At 33.9% G+C, this 21877-nt stretch carries 18 protein-coding genes and 1 tRNA gene; 2 read left to right on the top strand and 17 right to left on the bottom strand.

Annotated elements, in window-relative coordinates:
• Positions 1-102 precede the first annotated feature (102 nt).
• From RG22_RS14630 to RG22_RS14605, 6 genes are read right to left on the bottom strand one after another with little or no spacing between them, the layout of a single operon-like run.
• Positions 103-876, bottom strand: a complete 774-nt coding sequence (locus RG22_RS14630; protein ID WP_034044615.1) for a creatininase family protein — start codon at positions 874-876, stop codon at positions 103-105.
• 1 nt (position 877) lies between these two features.
• The gene (locus tag RG22_RS14625; protein WP_034046145.1) at positions 878-1528 is read right to left on the bottom strand and encodes a GDSL-type esterase/lipase family protein; all 651 of its coding nucleotides are present in this window, start codon (positions 1526-1528) and stop codon (positions 878-880) included.
• An 11-nt stretch (positions 1529-1539) separates the two neighbouring features.
• Positions 1540-3576, bottom strand: coding sequence for a beta-N-acetylhexosaminidase (locus tag RG22_RS14620; protein ID WP_081997739.1), 2037 nt, complete (start codon positions 3574-3576; stop codon positions 1540-1542).
• 4 nt (positions 3577-3580) lie between these two features.
• The gene (locus RG22_RS14615) at positions 3581-5653 is read right to left on the bottom strand and encodes a GDSL-type esterase/lipase family protein (RefSeq protein WP_034044611.1); all 2073 of its coding nucleotides are present in this window, start codon (positions 5651-5653) and stop codon (positions 3581-3583) included.
• Between the two features lie 11 nt (positions 5654-5664).
• The gene (locus tag RG22_RS14610) at positions 5665-6801 is read right to left on the bottom strand and encodes a sialidase family protein (RefSeq protein WP_034044609.1); all 1137 of its coding nucleotides are present in this window, start codon (positions 6799-6801) and stop codon (positions 5665-5667) included.
• A gap of 22 nt (positions 6802-6823) precedes the next feature.
• Positions 6824-7987: a n-acyl-d-glucosamine 2-epimerase gene (locus tag RG22_RS14605; protein WP_034044608.1), complete on the bottom strand. Its 1164-nt coding sequence runs from the start codon at positions 7985-7987 to the stop codon at positions 6824-6826.
• 126 nt (positions 7988-8113) lie between these two features.
• Between RG22_RS14605 and RG22_RS14600 the strand changes: the two genes are divergently transcribed.
• Positions 8114-8839, top strand: coding sequence for a FadR/GntR family transcriptional regulator (locus RG22_RS14600; protein ID WP_034044606.1), 726 nt, complete (start codon positions 8114-8116; stop codon positions 8837-8839).
• Between the two features lie 102 nt (positions 8840-8941).
• Here RG22_RS14600 and RG22_RS14595 read toward each other — a convergent pair whose 3' ends face one another.
• From RG22_RS14595 to RG22_RS14560, 9 genes are all read right to left on the bottom strand, one after another.
• Positions 8942-9853 (bottom strand): dihydrodipicolinate synthase family protein, encoded by a 912-nt coding sequence (locus RG22_RS14595; RefSeq protein WP_034044604.1) that lies wholly within the window; start codon positions 9851-9853, stop codon positions 8942-8944.
• Positions 9854-10072: 219 nt separating this feature from the next.
• Positions 10073-11581 (bottom strand): RagB/SusD family nutrient uptake outer membrane protein, encoded by a 1509-nt coding sequence (locus RG22_RS14590; RefSeq protein WP_034044603.1) that lies wholly within the window; start codon positions 11579-11581, stop codon positions 10073-10075.
• Positions 11582-11593: 12 nt separating this feature from the next.
• Positions 11594-14848 carry a SusC/RagA family TonB-linked outer membrane protein gene (locus tag RG22_RS14585; RefSeq protein WP_034044601.1) on the bottom strand — a complete coding sequence of 1085 codons (3255 nt, stop codon included), beginning with the start codon at positions 14846-14848 and terminating at the stop codon, positions 11594-11596.
• A gap of 145 nt (positions 14849-14993) precedes the next feature.
• Positions 14994-15107 (bottom strand): alpha-N-acetylglucosaminidase N-terminal domain-containing protein, encoded by a 114-nt coding sequence (locus tag RG22_RS18290; protein WP_420804788.1) that lies wholly within the window; start codon positions 15105-15107, stop codon positions 14994-14996.
• On the bottom strand, positions 15086-15223 hold the full coding sequence (locus RG22_RS14580; protein WP_156113394.1) for a hypothetical protein: 138 nt from the start codon (positions 15221-15223) through the stop codon (positions 15086-15088). Before RG22_RS14580 ends, RG22_RS18290 begins: the two co-directional genes overlap by 22 nt.
• 167 nt (positions 15224-15390) lie before the next feature.
• Entirely contained in the window at positions 15391-15765 is a 375-nt protein-coding gene (locus RG22_RS17700; protein WP_162183655.1) for a T9SS type A sorting domain-containing protein, read from the bottom strand.
• Positions 15766-15786: 21 nt separating this feature from the next.
• Positions 15787-15860, bottom strand: a tRNA-Arg gene (locus tag RG22_RS14570).
• Positions 15861-16217: 357 nt separating this feature from the next.
• Positions 16218-17405 (bottom strand): glycine C-acetyltransferase, encoded by a 1188-nt coding sequence (gene kbl / locus RG22_RS14565; protein WP_034044596.1) that lies wholly within the window; start codon positions 17403-17405, stop codon positions 16218-16220.
• A gap of 5 nt (positions 17406-17410) precedes the next feature.
• Positions 17411-18373, bottom strand: a complete 963-nt coding sequence (locus tag RG22_RS14560; protein ID WP_034044595.1) for an NAD-dependent epimerase/dehydratase family protein — start codon at positions 18371-18373, stop codon at positions 17411-17413.
• 171 nt (positions 18374-18544) lie between these two features.
• Between RG22_RS14560 and RG22_RS14555 the strand changes: the two genes are divergently transcribed.
• The gene (locus RG22_RS14555; RefSeq protein ID WP_034044594.1) at positions 18545-19006 is read left to right on the top strand and encodes an Lrp/AsnC family transcriptional regulator; all 462 of its coding nucleotides are present in this window, start codon (positions 18545-18547) and stop codon (positions 19004-19006) included.
• A 108-nt stretch (positions 19007-19114) separates the two neighbouring features.
• Here RG22_RS14555 and RG22_RS14550 read toward each other — a convergent pair whose 3' ends face one another.
• Both RG22_RS14550 and trxB read right to left on the bottom strand, forming a co-directional pair.
• Positions 19115-20626 carry an aminotransferase class V-fold PLP-dependent enzyme gene (locus tag RG22_RS14550; protein ID WP_052143760.1) on the bottom strand — a complete coding sequence of 504 codons (1512 nt, stop codon included), beginning with the start codon at positions 20624-20626 and terminating at the stop codon, positions 19115-19117.
• A gap of 160 nt (positions 20627-20786) precedes the next feature.
• Positions 20787-21737, bottom strand: coding sequence for a thioredoxin-disulfide reductase (gene trxB / locus RG22_RS14545; RefSeq protein ID WP_034044593.1), 951 nt, complete (start codon positions 21735-21737; stop codon positions 20787-20789).
• Positions 21738-21877 lie beyond the last annotated feature (140 nt).

Here is a 21877-nt window from a genome sequence, read left to right as displayed (position 1 = left end):
TTAATGATATTTTTAATTTATTATATTCTAAGTAAGGTTATTTAATACTCTAATATAGCTGGAAACTATGTTATTGTAATTTTCGTTTCATTATATTAAGAACTACTCATACATATCATCTAAATCGGCGTGATGCAGTTCTTCAAAAAAAGACGCTATTTTTTGGCTCACCGCTTTGAAAAAAAGTGCGCCATTTTCTTGGGTTGCTTTTTTAGGATTTCCAACACCAGTGTCTTCGGTAACCGATGTCCATTGACGTTGCGACGTAACCCAACCTTCCTTTAGGCCTTTTAATTTGAACTGTTTGGCAGCGCCATCACCTGCTTTGCTTAATGGCAATACCAAATGCGGGGTTATGTGCATGGTAACCGCTGTTTCTAATTCACCGGCATGATCTCCGGGTTCAATAAAATAATCACTACCGTTTTCGACTTGCCACCAATTTAAGGCACAGACAAACACACTTGGAAACTCAACCGATAACTCTCTAATAATCTGTTTAAAATTATTACCGCCATGTGCATTTACCACAACTAATTTTTGAATGCTTTGGCGATGCAGCACATCAACGATATCTTTTAAAACAGCCAACTGCGTGCTGGGATTCATGTTTATGCACAAGGGCACATCCAACTGTCCCGTATTTACGCCAAACGGAATAGTGGGCAAAACCACAACTTTTGCGTCGTTGCTCCACGCTATACTTGCCGCTTCAATGGTAACCGCTTCCGCTAAAATATTATCTGTTGCATAAGGCAAATGATAATTATGGGCTTCGGTAGCGCCCCAAGGCAAAACGGCAACCGTGTAATTTTCATCTTTTACGGTTTTCCAATTGGTTTCGGCCAACACGTAAGGGCGTGGTTTAGTATTCATTTTAATTGATGTATTTACTAATGACTTTCTTCCATTTTATATAACCGGTTTCACTTAAATGCAACCCATCGTAAGTGTATTTTGGTTTGATGTGCTTTTTGCCATTTCGCATGGCTTTATGCAGATTGATGTATTTTATCTGATGTGTTTTTGCTAAGGCTTTTAAGCGTTTATTAGCCTCTATGATTTTTTGATGGTTGTTTTTGTGTCCGGAAAACTTTTGGCCCACATTGGGGTTGATGGGCAGGATGCTTTGCAAGTATATGATTGTATTTTCAGATTGGTTCTTAATTTGCAAAATGATTTTTTCAGTGTTTTCTAAAACATAATCCACACTTTTTCCGCGTGCCATATCATTGGTACCAATCAATAGAAATACTTTTGAAGGTTTTGATGCTGTAACCTCATCTAATCTGTATAAAATGCCATCGGTAACATCGCCACTAATTCCTCTGTTTACCACATTTTTGTTAGGAAACAAGGCTTTCCAATCGCCACCTTCGGTTATACTATTCCCTAAAAAAATGATTTCGTTTTTTGTATCCGCCTCCTTTTCAAATAATGTTTTCCGTTTGTAATAATGCTCTGAATATTTTTGGGCAAATCCAATATTAGCACATACCAGTAAAAGAACAATCAGTATTTTTTTCATTTCGAAACGCATTAGTTATTCTCAAATTTAGTACTATATTTTAATTCAGGTACTTCCCTAACACCATTTTCGGTAATATTTACAGGAATACAGGTAAACATCCATTTCCATGAGTTTCTGTCTTGGGGAATTTTTAAAAGCACTTTGTTCCAACCTTTTTTTAAATGAATTTTGGTTGGATTTCTATAGAAATAATCTTCGTCGATAAACGGGATTTCATCTGTTTTTGTGCCTAAATTTGGTTGTTTCCAAATTGGTGGTTCAATTTCTGTATTATTTACCCAAATTTTCGGTTTTGTGGTGTGCCAATCGCCTTGATTTGGAAAAGGGCCAACGCGTCTGCCGCCCGAGCGCGACCATCCTTGAAAGCCGACCCAAAATTCTTGGATTCTATCGTCGGGCGCATAAATATTGGTGTAGGCATAATAGGTACCTTGTTTTGCTTCGGTAACCGCCGGAAATGCGAAAAAATGTTTTAAATGAATGGTGCCACCTGTGTGATTATCCGTCCAAATATATGGGTTTCCGCCTATACTGTAAGTGTCTTTTATACTTTCCTCAACGGGAAATGATTTTTCTATATTACCTTTATGATTTAAAGGCCCGATAAGTTTCCAATGTTTATCGGTTTGTGTGATGTATTGAAATTCTTTGCCTTTAAAAAACAAATCCCTATGGGTAATTACCTTTTTTTCAAAAGCCTTAAAATCGTTGAACTCTTGGGTATCTTTTGGAGGCAGTTTTGCCCAATATTCTGGATAGTCTTTTGCCCTGCCATTCCAAATGGCATCGGCATAAAATACCATGGAAGGGTAAATAGGGTTTTGTATCAATATATCGCGTTCGTGGTTAATATTATTATCTGGCCACGCCGCTAAAATACCGCCAAGTGCCAACGAATCGCCTTTTGGATGTCTGGTTGGCTGTTGAAAATATAAGCGTGCCATTCCCGCAAAAGGGTCTAAATGATTGATATAATTACTTCTGGAATCTATAAAACGATGTCCTTTTCGTCCTTCGTGATAGGCCCAAAGTTGATTGATGGAAGTGGAATCTCTTTTTACCACAATCCCTTCTTTCCAAACAATAACTTCTCTATTATCTTTTCTAATTAAGTTCATAATTTCAAAAATAACATCGTTGGAAACCCGCTCAAAATCATTCCGTACTTCATCCGTCCCAATATGAATGTAAGGCACATCTTCGGCGCTAGTTAAACCCATTAATTCTTGAAACAAATCCAACAAAACAGGTTTTACGTTCGGGTCGCGCATTTCATCAATTTCCAAGGCTTTTCTAAAGACATCGGTATGGCCTGGAATATCAAATTCCGGAATAAGGGTTATGTTTCTGGCTTTGCAAAATTCAAGGATATCCTTAAAATTTTCTTGTGTGTAAAAATTGCCTTTTTGCCTTGTTGTGGCATGTTCTGCTTGTAATTCCGGATAAATTTCACTTTCCAAACGCCACCCCGGATTATCGGTTAAATGCCAATGGAACACATTGTATTTGTATTGTGCCAAAATTTCAATCTGCTCTTTTAACTGGGAAACCGATTGGAAATTTCTGCCCGTATCGTGCATAAAACCACGAATTTTAAATACCGGCCAATCGCTAAGTGTAAGCTTTGGGAAAACGCCTTTTTTGTTTTGTTTTCTAAAGATTTGCTTTAAGGTTTGAATACCGTAATAAATGCCTTTGTGGGTAGTAGCGGTAATGACTATTTTATCTGAAATGGTTAATGAATAAGCTTCATCGTTTTCGTTTTCAGTACTACCCTTTTTCAATTCGATAGTTAGACCTTTGGCATCTTCTTTAATCTGTTTTGATTCAAAAAAACCAGCGAGCAACCGTCCTTCATTTTCAAAATCGGTGGCTTGAATGTTGATATGCTCAAATTGGATTTCATCACTACCATAACGTATCTCTTTAGGTGTTGGAATGATAGGGTATTTATCAGAAATCGTGGATTCAATTTGTATTCCATAACAATTCATAAAAATGCTTACAAAACAACTTAATACAAAGAGAGTTCTTAATTTTAGCATGATTTCATTCGTTTAAATTTGAAAAAGTGGATGCTGGTAAATTGCTTTTATTAATAAGGTTACCGTTGGTAAAGGACGCATAGCCATACCTTACATATCGTGGATTTTTAATGTTTTCGGACCAAACAATCAGTGTGCTGCCTTTAATATCTGTATTTGCTTTTACAAAAATTTTATCGACCCCAGCTATTTCTATGTCTTTTACGGCAGTACCATCAACAGTTTTTAAACCTTCGCCATGTTTAAAATGGACTTCCAATGTATTGCCAATTACATTAACATAATCTAGTAAAGGTCCGGAAAAGGCCATCGATTTATTATAAGATTTTGCCAATGCCACTTTGGCCAATCGTTCGCCAACAATCCACTTTTGAGTTGGATGCACATCTGTTTCATGACCAACATCGGAAGACACTGCCATTCCTGTATTTTCAATAGCCAGCAATTTACGTTGCGAATCTCTAAACACGCCCCAATTTGGGCGATTAATGCTACTTAATTGCACATAATAAAAAGGAAGTTCGGGCTTTTTAAAATGAATACGCCAATCGTTAATTAACATTTTAAATAATCGCTCGTGCAAATCGACACGTTCTGCATTTGATTCGCCTTGATACCAAATAACACCTTTAAAATTGAAGTTTGTGAGCGGTAAAATTCCTGAATCAAATAAAAAAGTAGGATCGTACGGATGCCTTGCGTTTAAGTTTTTATTGAATCCAAAATTCTCGGATTTTCGTTGAGCAACCCAAGAGTCCGTCAACGGATTTTGCCACGAATCATTTAACATACTTATGGTTTTGTGCGTTTGCTCCATGCGTTCCCTACTTATCCAACTTTGCATTGGCGAACCTCCAATGGCATTGCAAATAACACCAATAGGCACATTTAATTCTTTTTGAAGATTATAGGCATAGACATAAGCCACGGCCGAAAAGTTTTCTAAAATATCATCTTTAGTATTGCTCCATCCTGAATACCTAAAATAATCGTTTGTGTTGCAAAGGGCCAATTCTTCTTTAGTAAAAACACGACCGTTTAAAACCTTTGGATCCATTGAAAACACAAAAACATTGGGACTTAGCGAGTCTTTTAAAACTGTTTTGGCGTGTTTAGATTGGTTTACTCTCCAGTCCATGTTAGATTGTCCCGATGCCAACCAAACCTCGCCAATGTATACTTTTTTGAACTTTATGTTTTCGGATTGTTGCGATTGGATTTCAAAGGCAAAAGGTCCACCAGCTTTCATAGCGGGAAGTGTCACTTGCCATTCGCCAATTGTTGAAACTTTTACTTTAGATTTTTCTCCATTTAAATTTACCAAAACCTCGTCATTCGCATTCGCTGTTCCAGAAATAACAATGGATTCGTTACGCTGAAAGACCATGTTTTCGCCATAAAATTTTGGTAGTTTTAAACCACCAAAATCACCTGTAATGGCGCCATAAACCTTTTGAGCGATAACGGTAGTGCCAGATTCCGTTGGATGTAAATTATCCGGAAAATACTCCGGAAAACGATACAGCGGTTCGTGCAGGTTTATAAGCTGGACATTAGCCGTTTTAGCAATGGTTTCAATTTTATTTTGAATGTCTTTAAAATTTTCACGCATGCCTTCTTCAAACCAATGATGTCCCGAAAAAGTGGGTGTCATTTTACAAATAAGCACTTTGGGTTTTGATGGCAGTTTTTTGTAAACCGCAATCATTTCCAAGTAATCGGCTATAAATTCATCTTTGTGTTTTGGCCAGTTATTGTTGCCTTGGTCGTTTAATCCTAAATGGACAACAACCATGTTTGGGGCAAAATCTAGGGATTGCTTAAACTCGTTTTTTGTCCAATAGGGTTTATGTCCGTTCTTCAGCATGGTCGCCCCGGAATACCCAAAATTAGCCACTTGGTAGTTATTACCCAATAATTTTTTCAACTGCGCGGGATAGGAGTTTACAGCCCTATCTTTAATACCCGCTCCATAAGTAACCGAATTGCCAACACAAGCTACTTTAATTTTTTGAGCTTGTGTTGGCAAAATCAATGTAAGTGAGAATGCAATAAAACAAATAAACTTTATAGACATTTATTAAAGCATTATGGTTTCTTGTAGGTGTCTTTTCCATCGGTTAACCAATCTAATGAAAAGCTTAAGAACTCATTATTTTTGTATTCATCCTTTTCAAAAAACAATCCAATATCTCCATTTTCTAAAATGGTTAATGATGAATATGCCGATGACCCTGAATATACTGTTTTTCCTTCGCTCCACGTTTTTCCTTCATCATAACTAATACGAACTGACATGTTTACGCGTCCTTTTTCAGATTGCGCATTGGAAAAAAGGATTCTATCCTTATCATAACCATCTGCTTTTGAAGTATAGCGAATGATACTGGCATTACAACCAGGATCGATTAATTCTGGAACTGGATTTGTTTTCCAAGTTTTTCCTTCGTCTTTCGAGGTATGTACGTAACGCATGCCCTTGCCGTTTACTCTTGCGTTAATCATTAAAGTACCATCGGCAAGTTCAATAATTTTAGATTCGTCTGCCGGCTGAATTGGCGTATCAATAAAATACCATGTTTTACCATGATCGTCGCTACCAAACACATGCAATCCGCTATTTAAATTTACCATGGTATGCAATAATTTTCCTGAGCGTGTTTGAATACCACGACCCGAGGTTATGAATTTAAAATCCTTATGCCATTCGAGTTTTGCAATTTGCGAGGTAATATCTTCGGGTTTGCTCCAAGTTTTTCCGTTATCCGAACTTTTCATAACATGTAAATAGTAAATGTCTTTTTCGGCATCTAAATTCATGTAATTATAAAACATAAAAATATCGCCTGTAACTTTATCGACAATCATTGATGGGTCTGAAGCCGACTTGCCTTCAGGGAAATCAATTACCATTTCAATGGGTGTCCAGGTTTTGCCATTATCGCTACTTCGGCGTATAATAATATTGATATCCTTACTCCATTTTAAATCGCCGCAACCCGGAACACGTTGATCGATAGCCGTTATTAAATCGCCATTTGGTGCTGTAACGATTGCTGGAATTCTGTAACAAGCAACCCCTTCTTCCATACCTGAATTAAATAAAGCTACAAATTCTAGAGTTTCCTTTACAGCTTCGGTATTTTCCTTTTTTTCTGTATTAACTTTTCCCTTGCACGAGCTGAGTAATACAATCATCATTAACAAAACAGTACTTCTTATCATCTTTTTAATATTTTAGATTTTATTATTGTTTTTTAGCTTCAATGTTTTCAAAAGCTTTCCAACATTGGTACATGGCTCTCGGCACATGAAAACAGCCTTTCCACTTGCCTCCTTTTAGATCTAAAAGTACTTCACCTTGGCGGTTTAAATACCCAAACCATTCGCCGTTTTCAGGGTCTGAAAAATGAGACCAAGCATAGTCATGTACTTTATGGTACCATTTTAAAACATCAGGGTTTTGGGTATGCTCGTAAGCTTTTGCTAATGCCACCAAGGTTTCTAAATGGACCCACCATAGTTTTTGATCCCATTCCAATTGTTGTGGCGGATGCCCTTTTGAATCCATAAAATAGTAAATTCCGCCGTACTTTTTATCCCAACTATATTCTAAAATGTTTAGAATGGTTTGTGTTGCTTTATGGATAAGGGCTTTATCATTTTTTCGTACGCCAATATCAATCATAAACCACATGGCTTCAATACCGTGACCCGGATTTAACAAACGCCCATTAAAACTATCATGATGCTCGCCGTTAGGTAAAACGTTTTCGAAAATCAAACCTGATTTTTTGTCCAAAAACACCTCCATAACTTGATTGATGCTGTAATCTATTGTTTTTTCAACTTCGTCTGCATCTAAAACAGCTTCCAACTCCAACACCAAATTAGACAATATCATGGGCAACGAAAATCCCATTAATGGCCTGGTGTCTGTGTTTTTTTCGTATTTCCCTTTCGGATTATCAATTCTACCAAGAATATTAAAATACGTTTTTTTAGCCAATTCCTTTACCTCTTCGTCACCCGATGCAATGGCGTATTGGCTAAATGCCATGGCTGCAAAACAATCGGAAAAAATATTATAGGCCTGCACCAAAGGTTTGCCCTCTTTTGTAACAGAAAAATAAAAATCGCCTTTTTCATTCATGCCGTATTTACGCAAAAAATCGATGCCGTTTTTAGCAATGGCCAGCCATTTCTCGTTTTTTTCTATTTTGTTGTATAGCATCGAAAACGTCCACACCTGCCGGCCTTGGAGCCAAATAAATTTATCGGTATCATAAACATTTCCGTTAGTATTTATGCATGTAAAATACCCTCCATTTTCGTTATCGATTGAATACTTCTCCCAAAATGGAATAATATCATCTAGTAAAGTATTTTTATATAATGTAGAAAAATTCATATCCGAATAAGATTTTTTATATTAGCCTTTTATTTTTAATTATAATACCGTATTTTTATATGTATGACATAATACAAAAATAAGAAATATTGTATTTGTATTTCATATTTTTAACGAAAAAATTAAATGAAAACCAAACTTACCAAAATCGCTCCACTTGAAAACTTATCGTTAGTGGATAAAGTAGAGCTTAGATTAAAAGAATATTTTAAAGAAAATAATTTAAAAATTGGCGATTCTATACCTAAAGAATTAGAATTTGCTGAAGCACTTGGGGTTAGCCGCACTGTTATAAGAGAAGCTCTTTTAAGGTTGAGAACCATTGGCGTAATTCAGTCTAAAAAACGTAGTGGCATGGTGCTAACTCAACCCGATATTATTCAGAATTTTGAAAAAGCAATTGAGTATAATTTATTAGGAGAAGAAGCTTTAACTGATATTTTTGAGCTTCGATTGATTTTAGAAATGGGAATGGCCGATCTGTTGTTTGCTAGAAAGACTAAAGAGGACTTTGAAGAGTTGGATAAAATTGTAGCCAAACAAGAAAAGGATAACATACATACTAGTTTTTTTAGTTTGGAGCATGAAATTACCTTTCATGGAAAACTCTACCAGATGTCTAACAATACAACATTACAAAGGTTTCAAGATTTATTATTACCAGTATTTAATTATGTACACGATAATATGCCTAAAGGTGCAAAAGACTATAAATATTCAAAAGGTATATTTGTAACGCACAGAGACTTATTAAATATATTAAAGAATGGTAATGCTGAAACTTTTAGAGAAGCGATGAGAAATCATCTTGAACCGCACTTTGAGAGAATATTAGATATGGTTAAATCTTAGTTCTTTTTTTACCTTCATTTCATCACAAAGTATAAAAAAGCCAACTTTAAATTGTTTTAAAGCTGGCTTTTTAAAATTAGACATCTATCTAAATCTAATTTACTAAATATTTTTGCTAAACATGTCTGCTAAACCTATAGCATCTAGCTCTTCTTTAATTATTTTATAATTAGCAACTGTTAATGTAGTATGCGGAAATCTACTTGGTCCGCAATCTATACCTAACACTCTCATAAACCCTTTACCCACACCATTAAATCCGCCTTTACTATCTAAAATTTCAACAAATCTAATAGCTTTGGTTTGTAATTCTGTCGCCTCAATCATTTTTCCTTTTTCAAAAAGATCTTTTATTTTGTAATATAACGGTGCTAAGTGATTGTAAGTACTACCAACCCAACTTGTTGCTCCCATTGGCAAACTATTTATAAACAATTCGTCATATCCAAAAAGCATATTAAACTTTCCATCTGCTACTTTTTTACTATGTTGGTAATCAATTAAATTGTTATTTGTAAATTTTATTCCTGCTAAATTTGGTATTTCATTTTCTGCTTTCTTTAAAAACTCGTTCATATTAAAGTTAGCTCCAGATAATACAGGGATATGATAATAATAAAAAGGAAGTTTTGGAGCACAAGCAGCAATTTCTTTACAATATTGCACTAATTTTTCAATAGTATTTAGCTTAAAATAATATGGCGCTAATACTGAAATAGCATCTACTTTATCGGCAGCATAAGCTGCTAATTCTTTTGCTTCGTTTAAATTTGTATGCCCAACATGATCAATTAAATACAAATCTTCTGATTTATTTTGATACCAAGCTAAAGTTATCTCTTTACGCTCTGCAGTAGATAATGAAGTAAAATCTCCAGTAGAGCCATTCATAAATACTCCTGAAACTTTATTATGGATTAAAAACCGACTGTAATCTTTAATCTTAACAGTATTTAACGATCCATCGTTATACATAGGTGCATAAGCTGCAGCTATTAAATTTTTTAATTTCATGTGTTATAATTATTGCTATTCAATGGTCACATGTAGCTTCCATATAATCATATCCCTGGGAATCGAATTCTCGCTATGGAAGTTTCATAAAGCGAACTTAATAATTTTCTTGTGTTTTGTTAGTTTTAAGCTTTTAAAAAATAAAAAAGAGAGTTGAAGTTTTTAACTAAAACTCTCTTTTTTGACTAACTCAAACTAACTAATGAAACTATATAATGATTAATTTGTATAACCAAAGGTTTGATCTAATAAAGGGTTTCGACCTATCATATCTTCAGTGATCGGAAGTAATAATTTATATTCATCTCCTGATGATAAAAAACTTACATTATTTATTACAAAGCTATCTCCTGCCCTTCTTAAATCCCACCAACGTTTACCTTCTCCAATAAACTCTTTATAACGCTCGTCTAAAATAGCATTGGCATTATCTGTTGGTGTACTGTTAACATAATCGTGTATTGCAGGCACATAATTTGCACCGTATGCTCTAGCTCGGATTTGATTAATCTCCCCCGATGGATCTTCTCCTAATAAATTTTTTGCTTCAGCTAAAAGTAAAACAACATCTGCATACCTGTATAATGGTACATCGTTTTCAAAAATACGTTCACTTCCGTTTACTTGTCCTAAAAATTTATTAAATATAGAACCAAAGTATGTAGGTTCGCTATATGTAGGATAACCAGCTCCACCATTATCATCTGTATAGAGTCTAATAAAGGTAGCTTCTTTACGTGCATCATCATTATCATCTAATAATAAAATCGTTTTCTCAGACTGACCATATCTGTTAGCACCAGCAATAATAAAACTACTCATAGAATTCCCCATGCTATCAAACTGAGGGTTTATTTCTGTACTTCTTCCTGTTAAGCTATTATAAAAGTTCTCTGCTTCGTCTTGCTTATATTGGTATGCAAAAATAAACTCATTGTTACCTTCATTTCCAACACCCCACAGGTTATCAATACTAGGTTCTAAACTCACACCTAAAGATGCTATTTGCTGTAAAGCTGTTTTGGCTTCAGTAAAATCTGCACTTCCACCACCTAATAAGTTTCCAGACCAAATAAACACATCTCCTTTAAGTGCTAAAGTTGCAGCCTTAGACCAAAATACTTTACTACCTTCCCAATAGCTATCATCAGATCCGAAAGCACTTAAAGATGCTGCTAAATCAGATTTAATTTGCGCCATTACCTCAGTTTGAGACGATCTTGCTCTACTTAAACCAGCTGGATCTACATCCGTAAATGGTTCTAAAATAATTGGTACATCGCCCCAAGTTTTAAGTAAGGTGTAATAGTATAAAGCTCTTAATCCATAAGCTTGTCCCAATAAATGACTTTTTTCTGATTCATCGTTAAATGCTACATTTGGTACATTTACCAAAAAGTCATTTATTCTATGAATTCTAGTGTACAATCCTGCCCAACCACCAAAAGGTGCTGTAGCAATTGTAATATTAGATTCGATTAATGATTCGTTTGAAGGTGATTCGTAAGTTCGTCCTCCCCAAATATCACTTCTAATCTCTCCTAATAACCATAACGTTCCTGCTGATGATCTTAAGTTTGCATACAATCCTGTATGTGCGGTTTTTGCACCTTCTTCAGTATCCCAAAAACCTGCTGCTGTTAATTGACTAGGGCTTGTTAATTCAAGTTCGCTTTCACAAGCACCAAAAGTCATTACAGCGATAAATATATAAATATACTTCTTCATTTTTTTTAAAATTTAAAATGTTACGTTAAGTCCTATTGTAAATGTTTTAGGAACAGGAAATTCTCCATATTGCACGCCACCAACTTCTGGTGTATCACCACTCATACTCTTAAAATAATGTAAGTTAGTACCTGTTATATATATGTTTAACCTTTTAATAACATCGTTAAAATGTTCTGTTGGTACATTATAACTTAAAGTTATTTCGCGCAATGCTAAGTAATCTCCTTTTTCCCAGAATTTATTATTAGCAAAATTTTGTAAACTACTTGCACCTTCATTACCTCTCCATACATTTTTTGCTCCGTTAACAAAAACAAAACGTGGCCAATCTGTCTCTGTATTAGTTGGTGTCCAAGAATCCAACACTTCTATTGGTTGTGCTAAATTACCTTGTGTTTGTCCATAGCCTTTGTTTCTAATATGATTCCAAACTAAATGCCCCGTAGCAAAGTCTGTTTTAACAAATAGGTTAAAGTTTTTATATTTTAAACTTGTTGTTAGACCTCCAACAAAATCTGGAGTGGTACGCCCAATAACTTTTCTATCTAAACCATCAATTACACCATCTCCATTTTGGTCTACCCATTTTACATCTCCTGCCCAACGTTTGTTACGGCTAGTTCCAGGCATAAAGTTATCAGTTATAGCGTTATCTGCATCGGCTTCAGCTTGTGTAGCATAAATACCTGCTTGCTCGAAAGCTACAACTAGATCGTGTCCAGAGCGTTGTCCTTCTTGGAAACCACCTACCCATTCTTCTTGCTGTGTATCAGGGTTCCAAATTAATGTACCGCCCTGTCTGTTTAAATCGTTATCATTTTCAGGCAGTTTCTGCACATAGTTTTTATAGGATGTAAACGTAGCGCCCACATTCCATGATAAATCATCATTTCTAATAATATCAGCGTTTACTTGTAAATCAAAACCTTTATTTCTAATGGTTCCGTTATTAGTTAATATACTACTAAAACCAGTATAAAAAGGTAATGTAAGGTTTGCTAATTTATCTTTAATATCTCTAGAATAAACATCGGCTATGATTGAAACCCTGTTATCTAAAAATGAGATATCCAAACCAGCATTAAATGTGGTTGCTTTTTCCCATGATAAATCTAACGTTGGTAAAGAAGAATTTGCATAACCTGTTTGACCGTTGTAAACTCCTTGCTCACCATAAGACCCGTAAACGCCATAATTGCTTAATACATCTATATTACCAGCGACACCATAACTTAATCTTGGTTTTAACCTGGAAATAGTGTTGCTTAATGAAGACTCTTCAAAGAACGATTCGTTATGAACATTCCATCCAAAAGATACACCTGGAAAAAAGTCGAATTTATTATTACCCAATCTTGAAGTACCATCATATCTGTAATTAAACTGAAATAAATATCTATCATCAAAATCATAAAGTAATCTACCAAAAGCAGATGATATCACGTACTCAGATTCAAAGCTTGAAGGAATACCATCAGCTTCAGCACCTGCATTAAGCGTCTCAATTAAATCTGTTGGTGAATTCCTTGTTCCTGCAAACGTACTAAAGCCATTATCTTTAAAATACTCCGCACCAATTAAGGCGTTAAAGTTATGGTTACCAAACTTTTTAGTATAGTTTAATGTACCTGTTAATTGGTTTCTTAATGTTCTTCCTAAACTCACACTTGCTTCACGACCTGTACGTAAAGGTCCTGTAGTACTACCTACGCGGTAAGCTCTATTAAAACTTTCGTTATGATTATTAATTGTAAAATGACTTCCTGTTACAGCTAAGGTTAAGTCTTCAATAATATCCCAATTAATACCAACCGATGCCGATAAACGTTGCTCTAAATTTTTTCTAACAAACTTATCTTGGTAGTATAGTGGATTACCAAAGCCTTGGTTTTGTCCTACTGCATATTGGTCAGACCAAGTACCGTCAGTATTACTATCAAAAGTTCTTGAGGTTGAAGCTTGTCCTTGGAATCTTCTAAAAACAGTATCTTCTCCACCTAAAGGACTTAAGCTTAAATTAGAATGCGAATATAATATATTCGAGTTTACTCTAATATTATCGGTTACTTGATAAGAACCGCTAAATTTACCTGAATATCTTTTAAATCCTGAGCCTAAAATTAAACCATCGTTATCTAAAAGCCCTAAACCTAAATAGTAAGTCCCTTTTTCGTTACCACCATCAAAAGACAAATAGTGGTCTTTTGATTCACTATTTTGATAGATACGATCGCCAACACCTTTATTATCGAAAAATAAAATGTCTTGACTTGGATCTAAAATATCTGGAATAGACATCCATCCAGGTTGGTTTAATAAATATTGGTTTGAAGCAGTTAAAAGCTGTGTAGTAAACGGATCGTTAGTCGTATTATTACCGGTTGCAGCACTATGGTTTCCATTTAAGAAAGCACCAAAAGCTCCAGCATTACCAGCAACCTCTCTAAACCAAGCAATAGATTGTCTGTTATAGTTTATATGATCTGCTGCACCAATATATTTTTGGTCGTTTCTTTCATTATTAGTACTATATTTATATCTATAGTTAATAGAAGATTTTCCAATCTTACCCGTTTTGGTGGTTACCAAGATAACCCCATTAGCAGATCTAGCACCATAAATGGCCGTTGCTGCAGCATCTTTTAATACCTCAATAGATTCAATATCGTCTGAATTTAAAGCGTAAAAAGACCCAGGAATACCATCAATTAGAATTAATGGAGATCCTGACCCATCAAAATTTGTGCCGCCACGTAAAACAATTGAAGGTGTTGCCCCTGGTTGCCCCGTAGTGTTTGTTACTCTTAAACCAGCAATTGTCCCTTGTAAAGCTGTTGCTGCATTAGATCTTGTAGATGTTTCTAAAATTTGTGTATCTAGTTTTGATACCGAAGTTGTTAATGTGGCTCTGGTTTGCTTACCATAACCTGTAATAACAATTTCGTCTAGCATTGCAGTATCTTCGGTTAAAGACACATTAATGACTGTTTCGTTTGCTACAGTAATTTCGCTGGATGCATATCCAATATAACTAAATACAAGAATATCTCCTGCATTAGCATTAATGGTATAATTTCCATCAAAATCTGTTGATACCCCTGTAGCAGTGCCTTTCACTATAATTGTTGCGCCTAGCAACGGCAAACTATCTCCAGCTGAAACTACAGTTCCTGTAATTGTTTTTTCCTGACCAAAACTTAAAATTGGCAAAGAAAAAAGCAAAATAAATATCAAATAATTGATATTAAACGCTCTTTTTTTCATACTAAATGATTTGAATTAGTTAAATATTTTAGTTTATTGTATTAAGTATTATGTAATACATAATGCAATAATATAATATTTAATTAACATGACAAATTTTTTTAAAATAATTTTGACGAGTTTTAGCCTAATTAGTTAAGAGTGTTCAACGGGTAGTATATACTGTTATAAACTTAAATTGTAAGTCTAGTACATGGCAGTAGTAACGCAGGTACCAATTCAATCCACTAGCCATACTCACTTGATTGCTTCCAGATATTTCGATTTTTCCGTTATTGGAAACAATTTCAAATACGTTTTTTCTTCCTCAGTAGAAATTTTATTAAATACAAAATCGTTTTGATGCTTAGGAGCGATACGATCTAGTAAACTCATTAACGCTATATTTTCTGCATTATTTTTTTTAGCTTTTACACACAAATAGCACCTATAAACAGTACTATAACCAATATTAACAGGTTGTTTTTTAATAGTTTCATAAAGGTTAATTTTTGATTTTTTGATTGATAATAATTGCCCACCTTTAATTTTTTTAGATTAAATTAATTTCTTATTATTAATAGTTTTGAATCACTATTTCTTCTTAAAAAATAAATGCCGGTCACTATAGTCTTAGGTAGCTTTATTAAAATTTCCTCCTTTGTGCTATCATAATAAACTTTGGTTTTTATCTTCTTTCCTTGTATATCAAACACATTATAAATGTCTGCTTCACTACTATTACTAATATAAAACTCTTTTGTAATGCTTGGGTTTGGGTATACGCGAAAATCTTTATTGGTTTTAGTATCTGTCTTAAAATAAGGTAATGCAAAATTAAAAGCATCTTGTCCAACCTGTAAACCAATTAACCTTCCTGGAATATCATCTATTGGTAATAAAGCACTACAAACCCTATAAAAACAAAAAAGCCTCACTATTTCTAGTGAAGCTTTAAGTGAGCCCTGAAGGATTCGAACCTTCGACCGCCTCCTTAGAAGGGAGGTGCTCTATCCAGCTGAGCTAAGAGCCCTTAACCAATTACTCAAAAAATGTTTTCATTCTTGAGCGGTGCAAATATAAGTACCTCTGCGAAACAATACAACATAAATTTACACATTTTTTTTAATTATAAATATATTGCTTTCAAGAACTAAAATTTTATTGTAAAGTTATTATTAACTAGATTGTTAGGTGTAATATGTGGTTTAACCTAAAAAAAAAAATCTACCTACTATTTTCTTGCTAATTAATTTTGCCCTGTATCCTTATTTCAGGGCGGGTCAATTATAGTATTCCTAAAATTATACAAAGTTAATCAATAAACCATGTCAAATTTTAATTGCCCTTTAGTAAACGCATATTATACATTTAAAACTTACTCTAAATATTAAATAACATTCAATTTCTTACCAACCGTTACAAAAGCATTAATAGCCTTTTTAATATGCGCTTTATCATGAGCTGCCGATAACTGTACTCTAATTCTAGCCTTTCCTTTAGGTACTACAGGAAAGAAAAAGCCAATAACATAAATACCCTCATCTAGTAAAAGCTTTGCAAATTCCTGAGCTATTTTAGCATCATAAAGCATAATTGGAACTATGGGATGTGTACCTTCAACAATGTCAAAACCAGCTGCTGTCATTTCAGAACGAAAATACATTGTGTTATTTTCTAGTTTGTCTCTTAATTCAGTTGTGTTCGATATTTTATCTAATACTTTTAATGTGGCTCCAACAATAGCTGGTGCTAATGTATTTGAAAACAGATAAGGACGTGAATTCTGTCTTAAAACATCAACTATTTCTTTTCTAGCAGCTGTAAAACCTCCTGAAGCACCGCCTAAAGCCTTACCATAGGTTCCTGTAATAATGTCAACACGATCCATCACATTATGATATTCATGTACGCCTCTACCTGTTGCTCCCATGAAACCTGTAGAGTGGCATTCATCTATCATTACTAAAGCATCATATTTATCAGCTAAATCACAAATTTTATCTAATTGTGCAATGGTACCATCCATTGAAAATGACCCGTCTGTTACAATTAATCTACGTCTAGATGAACTAGCTTGTTTTAGCTGTTCTTCTAAATCATCCATGTTATTATGTGCATATCTAAACCTTTTTGCCTTACACAAACGAATCCCATCAATAATAGATGCATGGTTTAGTGCATCAGAAATAACAGCATCTTCTGCAGATAGTAAAGGTTCAAATAACCCGCCATTGGCATCAAATGCTGCAGCGTACAAAATACAATCTTCCATACCCAAAAATTGAGCAGTTTTCTGTTCTAATTCTTTATGAATATCTTGTGTTCCGCATATAAACCTAACCGAGGATAATCCAAATCCGTGAGTTTTAATAGCTTCTATTCCTGCATCAATAACCTCTAGATGAGCCGCTAGTCCTAAATAATTATTGGCACAAAAATTAAGAACCTCTTTTTGAACCGTTGTACTTATTTCAGCTCCTTGTTTCGAAGTAATTATACGTTCATTTTTATATAGTCCGTTAGATTTAATCGTTTCAATCTCTTTTATTAAATCATTTTTTATAGTTCCGTACATATTATTTATGGTGTTGTTTTTTGATGTAAATATTTATATTCTAAGTTTTTTAGCATATCTGCTGTCATAAGCTCTAAATTGTATTTCGGTTTCCAACTCCAATCGTTTTTTGCTTGTGAATCGTCAATGCTCATTGGCCAAGAATTTGCAATGTCTTGTCTGAAATCTGGTTGATAAGTCATTTGAAAATTAGGATAATTTTCTTTTATAGATAAAGCTAATTGTTCAGGGTTAAAACTCATACCAGCGATATTGTAAGACGTTCTAATAGTTATTGTTTCTTTTGGAGCATTCATCAATTCAATAGTTGCTCTAATGGCATCCTCCATATAAATCATTGGTAACATGGTTGAAGCGTTTAAAAAACATTCGTACGTTTTATTGTTTACTGCTTTATGAAAAATATCTACGGCATAATCTGTAGTTCCGCCTCCTGGTAAAGATTGATATCCAATAACACCTGGATATCTAAGAGAACGCACATCTAATCCGTATTTTTTATAGTAGTAATTCGCCCAATTTTCGCCAGCAGCTTTACTAATACCATAAACGGTAGTTGGTGTTAAATTTGGTGATTGTGGCGTATTTTCTCTTTGGATATTATCGCCAAATACAGCAATGGAGCTTGGAAAAAATACTTTTTTAACCTGATTAAGTCTAGATACTTCTAATACATTAAAAAAAGTGCTCATATTTATATCCCAAGTGCTTAAAGGTGCACTTTCTCCTTTTGCAGATAAAATAGCTGCCATATGATATATTTGGGTAACTTGATATTTTAAAACAATAGTTTTTATGGCATCAAAATCTGTAACATCAAGTATTTCAAATTGACCTTTAAATTCTGTATTACATCTTAAATCGGTAGCTATTACATTAGCAATACCGTATTTTTCTTGTAGCTTTTCTGTTAAAACGATACCCAATTGACCGCTTGCTCCTGTAACTAATATAACGTCTTGATTCATTTATATATAAAATTTCGAAAAGATAAAATTATAAATTTCACTAGATATATAGTTAATTAATCTTCATACAAATAAAAAATAAGTATTTTTATCTTTTAAATAGAAATATTAAGACAATAATAACTTAAAAAGATATTAATAATACATTCAAAAAAGTAATTTTATCTTCAAATGGAAAGACTGGATGAAACCGATCTAAATATTCTAAGAATTCTTCAAAAAGATTCTAAAAAAACAACTAAAGATGTTGCAGAAATGCTTAATCTCACTGCTTCACCTGTATACGAACGCATAAGGAGATTAGAAAAACGAGGCTATATAAAAAAGTATGTGGCACTGTTAAATAAAAATTTCTTGAATATCCCTATAACTGCCATTTGTATGGTATCCTTACGCTACCATAACGAAGGCTTTATAGATAAATTTGATATGCAAATTAAAGCATTAAAGGAAGTACAGGAGTGCTATCATATGGCTGGAAAGGTAGATTTTTTCCTAAAAATAAATCTTGAGAGTCTTGACGAATACCATGAATTTGTTCGATTAAAATTATCTAAAATTGAAAACATTGGTGTTTTGGAAAGCTACTTTGTTTTAAAAGAAATTAAAGCTACTACTGAATACTTCATATAATTACAAATAAAAAAGTTTCACAATTTATTTTATTAAACACTATAATTTATAGTAATATGGAGCTTCTGGTTTTATCTTTTTTATAGTATCAGACATATTTGTAATTTACTATATATTAAACCAATCTTTAATAATTTCTTTTTCAATATCATGATTTCTTTTATGAATAAACTCATTTTTAATAGCGTTGTATTCATAATCCTTTCCCCATGCGTTAAAGTTTTGAGAAACGGCCTCTATAGCATCACAAATAAAGTTAACCTCTTCGTTTGACATGGTTGGGTGTATGGACATGCGCACCCAACCTGGACGCTCGATGAAACATCCATCTAGTATCTTTTTTTCTATAGATTTAGATGCTAGCTCGTCTACATTCAATAAATAATGACCATAAGTTCCTGCACAACTACAGCCCCCACGAGTTTGCACTCCAAACTTATCATTTAAAAGTTTTACTATTAAATTGTAATGCGCATCATCAATATAAAATGAAAACACACCTAATCTATCGGCATGATTTTCAGCAAGAATACGTAGGTTCTTTATTTTTTTTAGACGTTTAAATATAAGTGCATTCAATTCGTGCTCTCTATCTAAAATATTTTGTACACCCATCTTTTCTTTCAACTGAATAGACAAGGCTATTTTTATTGCTTGCAAAAACCCAGGTGTACCTCCATCTTCTCTAGTTTCAATATCATCAATATAATCGTGATCTCCCCAAGGATTTGTATAGCTAACTGTACCTCCACCAGGATTATCTGGTACTAAATTTTTATATAATTTTTTATTAAAAATTAAAACGCCTGAAGATCCTGGTCCTCCTAAAAATTTATGTGGAGAAAATGTGATAGCATCTAAATATTCATCCTCATTTTCTGGGTGCATATTTATATTTACATAGGGTGCAGAACATGCAAAATCTACAAAGCATAAACCGTTATTTTGATGCATAAAGCTAGCTACTTCGTAATAATTTGTTCGAATACCTGTAACGTTGGAACAGCCTGTAATAGCGGCGATTTTTATTGGACAGTCCTTATGCGCTTCTAGTAATTCTTTTAACTTGTTAATACAGGGTAAACCTGCTTTATTTGAAGGAATTACTTTAACTCTGGCAATGGTTTCTAACCAAGAGGTTTGATTTGAGTGATGCTCCATATGAGATACAAAAATAATAGGGCGTTTCTCTTCTGGAACTTGGGTGTGGTCTTTTAAATTTTCATTAATCTTTAATCCTAATATGCGTTGAAACTTATTTATAGCTCCAGTCATACCAGTACCAACAGTGATTAAAACATCGTCTTTTGATGCATTTACATGCTTTTTGATAATGTTTCTAGCATCATGATAAGCCAACGTCATTGCTGAACCTGTAATAGAAGTTTCGGTATGGGTGTTGGCTACATAGGGTCCAATATCATTTAATAATTTTTCTTCTATAGATTTGTAAAGTCTTCCACTGGCCGTCCAATCGGCATAAATAATTTTCTTTTTACCGTAGGGTGATTCAAACTCTTCGTCTACGCCTATAATTTCATCTCTAAAAGGCTTAAAATAGGCTTCAAGATTTGATGCGCTTTTTTTATTCTTGAAAATATTTTTAAGTGTATTAGCCATAAGTTATAAATGCTTAACTAAAATAGTAGCAATGATACTTTTTTAAAGACCATATCAAAGTAACTTTTGTTACGTTAATCATTAACAAACATCAATTAATAACTTTTTTAATTAAACTAAAATTTAAAATTTTAGCATAAATAAGATAACTTTCTAAAATTTAGTGCTCCTTTGCCGCCAAATAACGCTCCGCATCTAATGCTGCCATACAACCTGTTCCTGCTGCTGTTACTGCTTGTCGGTAAACATGATCGGCTGCATCTCCTGACACAAACACGCCATCTACATTAGTTTTTGAGGTTCCTGGCACATTAATAATGTACCCTGTTTCATCTAGTTTTAAGTAGTCCTTAAAAATATCAGTATTTGGTTTGTGCCCAATAGCTACAAAAAAACCTGTGGCTGGAATATCGTGCTTCACATTAGTTTTATTATTAAATACGCGTACACCTGTTACTACTTGTTCATCACCTAAAACCTCATCAGTTTCAGTATTGAATAGTATGCTTATATTTTCAGTGTTCTTCACTCGTGCTGCCATAATTTTAGAGGCTCTAAACTCATCTCTACGTACAAGCATCGTTACTTTTTTACAAAGTTTTGACAAGTAATGTGCTTCTTCGCAAGCTGAATCTCCTGCGCCAACAATAACTACTTCTTGATTTCTATAGAAGAACCCATCACAAACTGCACATGCCGAAACGCCTCCACCAAGTTTTAAATATTTTTGTTCAGATTCTAATCCTAAATATTTAGCCGATGCTCCTGTTGATATAATTACGGTTTCACAATGAATTTCTTTTTCATCGTTAACCCATACTTTATGCACGTCTCCAGAAAAATCTACTTTAGTAATCCAACCATTACGAACATCGGTATCAAAACGTTCTGCTTGTTTTTGTAATTCAATCATCATTTCTGGCCCCGTAATGCCGTCTGGATAACCTGGGAAATTTTCAACTTCGTTGGTGGTAGTTAATTGTCCACCAGGTTGTGTTCCTTGGTATAAAACTGGTGCCATATTTGCTCTTGCCGCATAAATTGCCGCAGTATACCCTGCAGGTCCGGAACCTATAATTAAGCATTTTACTTTTTCTATTGTATCTGACATATTTTTCAAAATTTATAGTAGCAAAAGTAGTTTTTTTGGCTTAATGCTTACGCAGAAGTTATCAACAGTTTTTATTAAAAGATAACTTTAATTTATAAAAAAACTCAACCATAAAGCTGAGTTTTGCTGTTTTGATGATA

The sequence above is a fragment of the Wocania ichthyoenteri Th78 genome (assembly GCF_000789235.1).
Taxonomy (GTDB): domain Bacteria; phylum Bacteroidota; class Bacteroidia; order Flavobacteriales; family Flavobacteriaceae; genus Wocania_A; species Wocania_A ichthyoenteri.
This window is presented reverse-complemented; position numbering and strand designations above follow the sequence as displayed.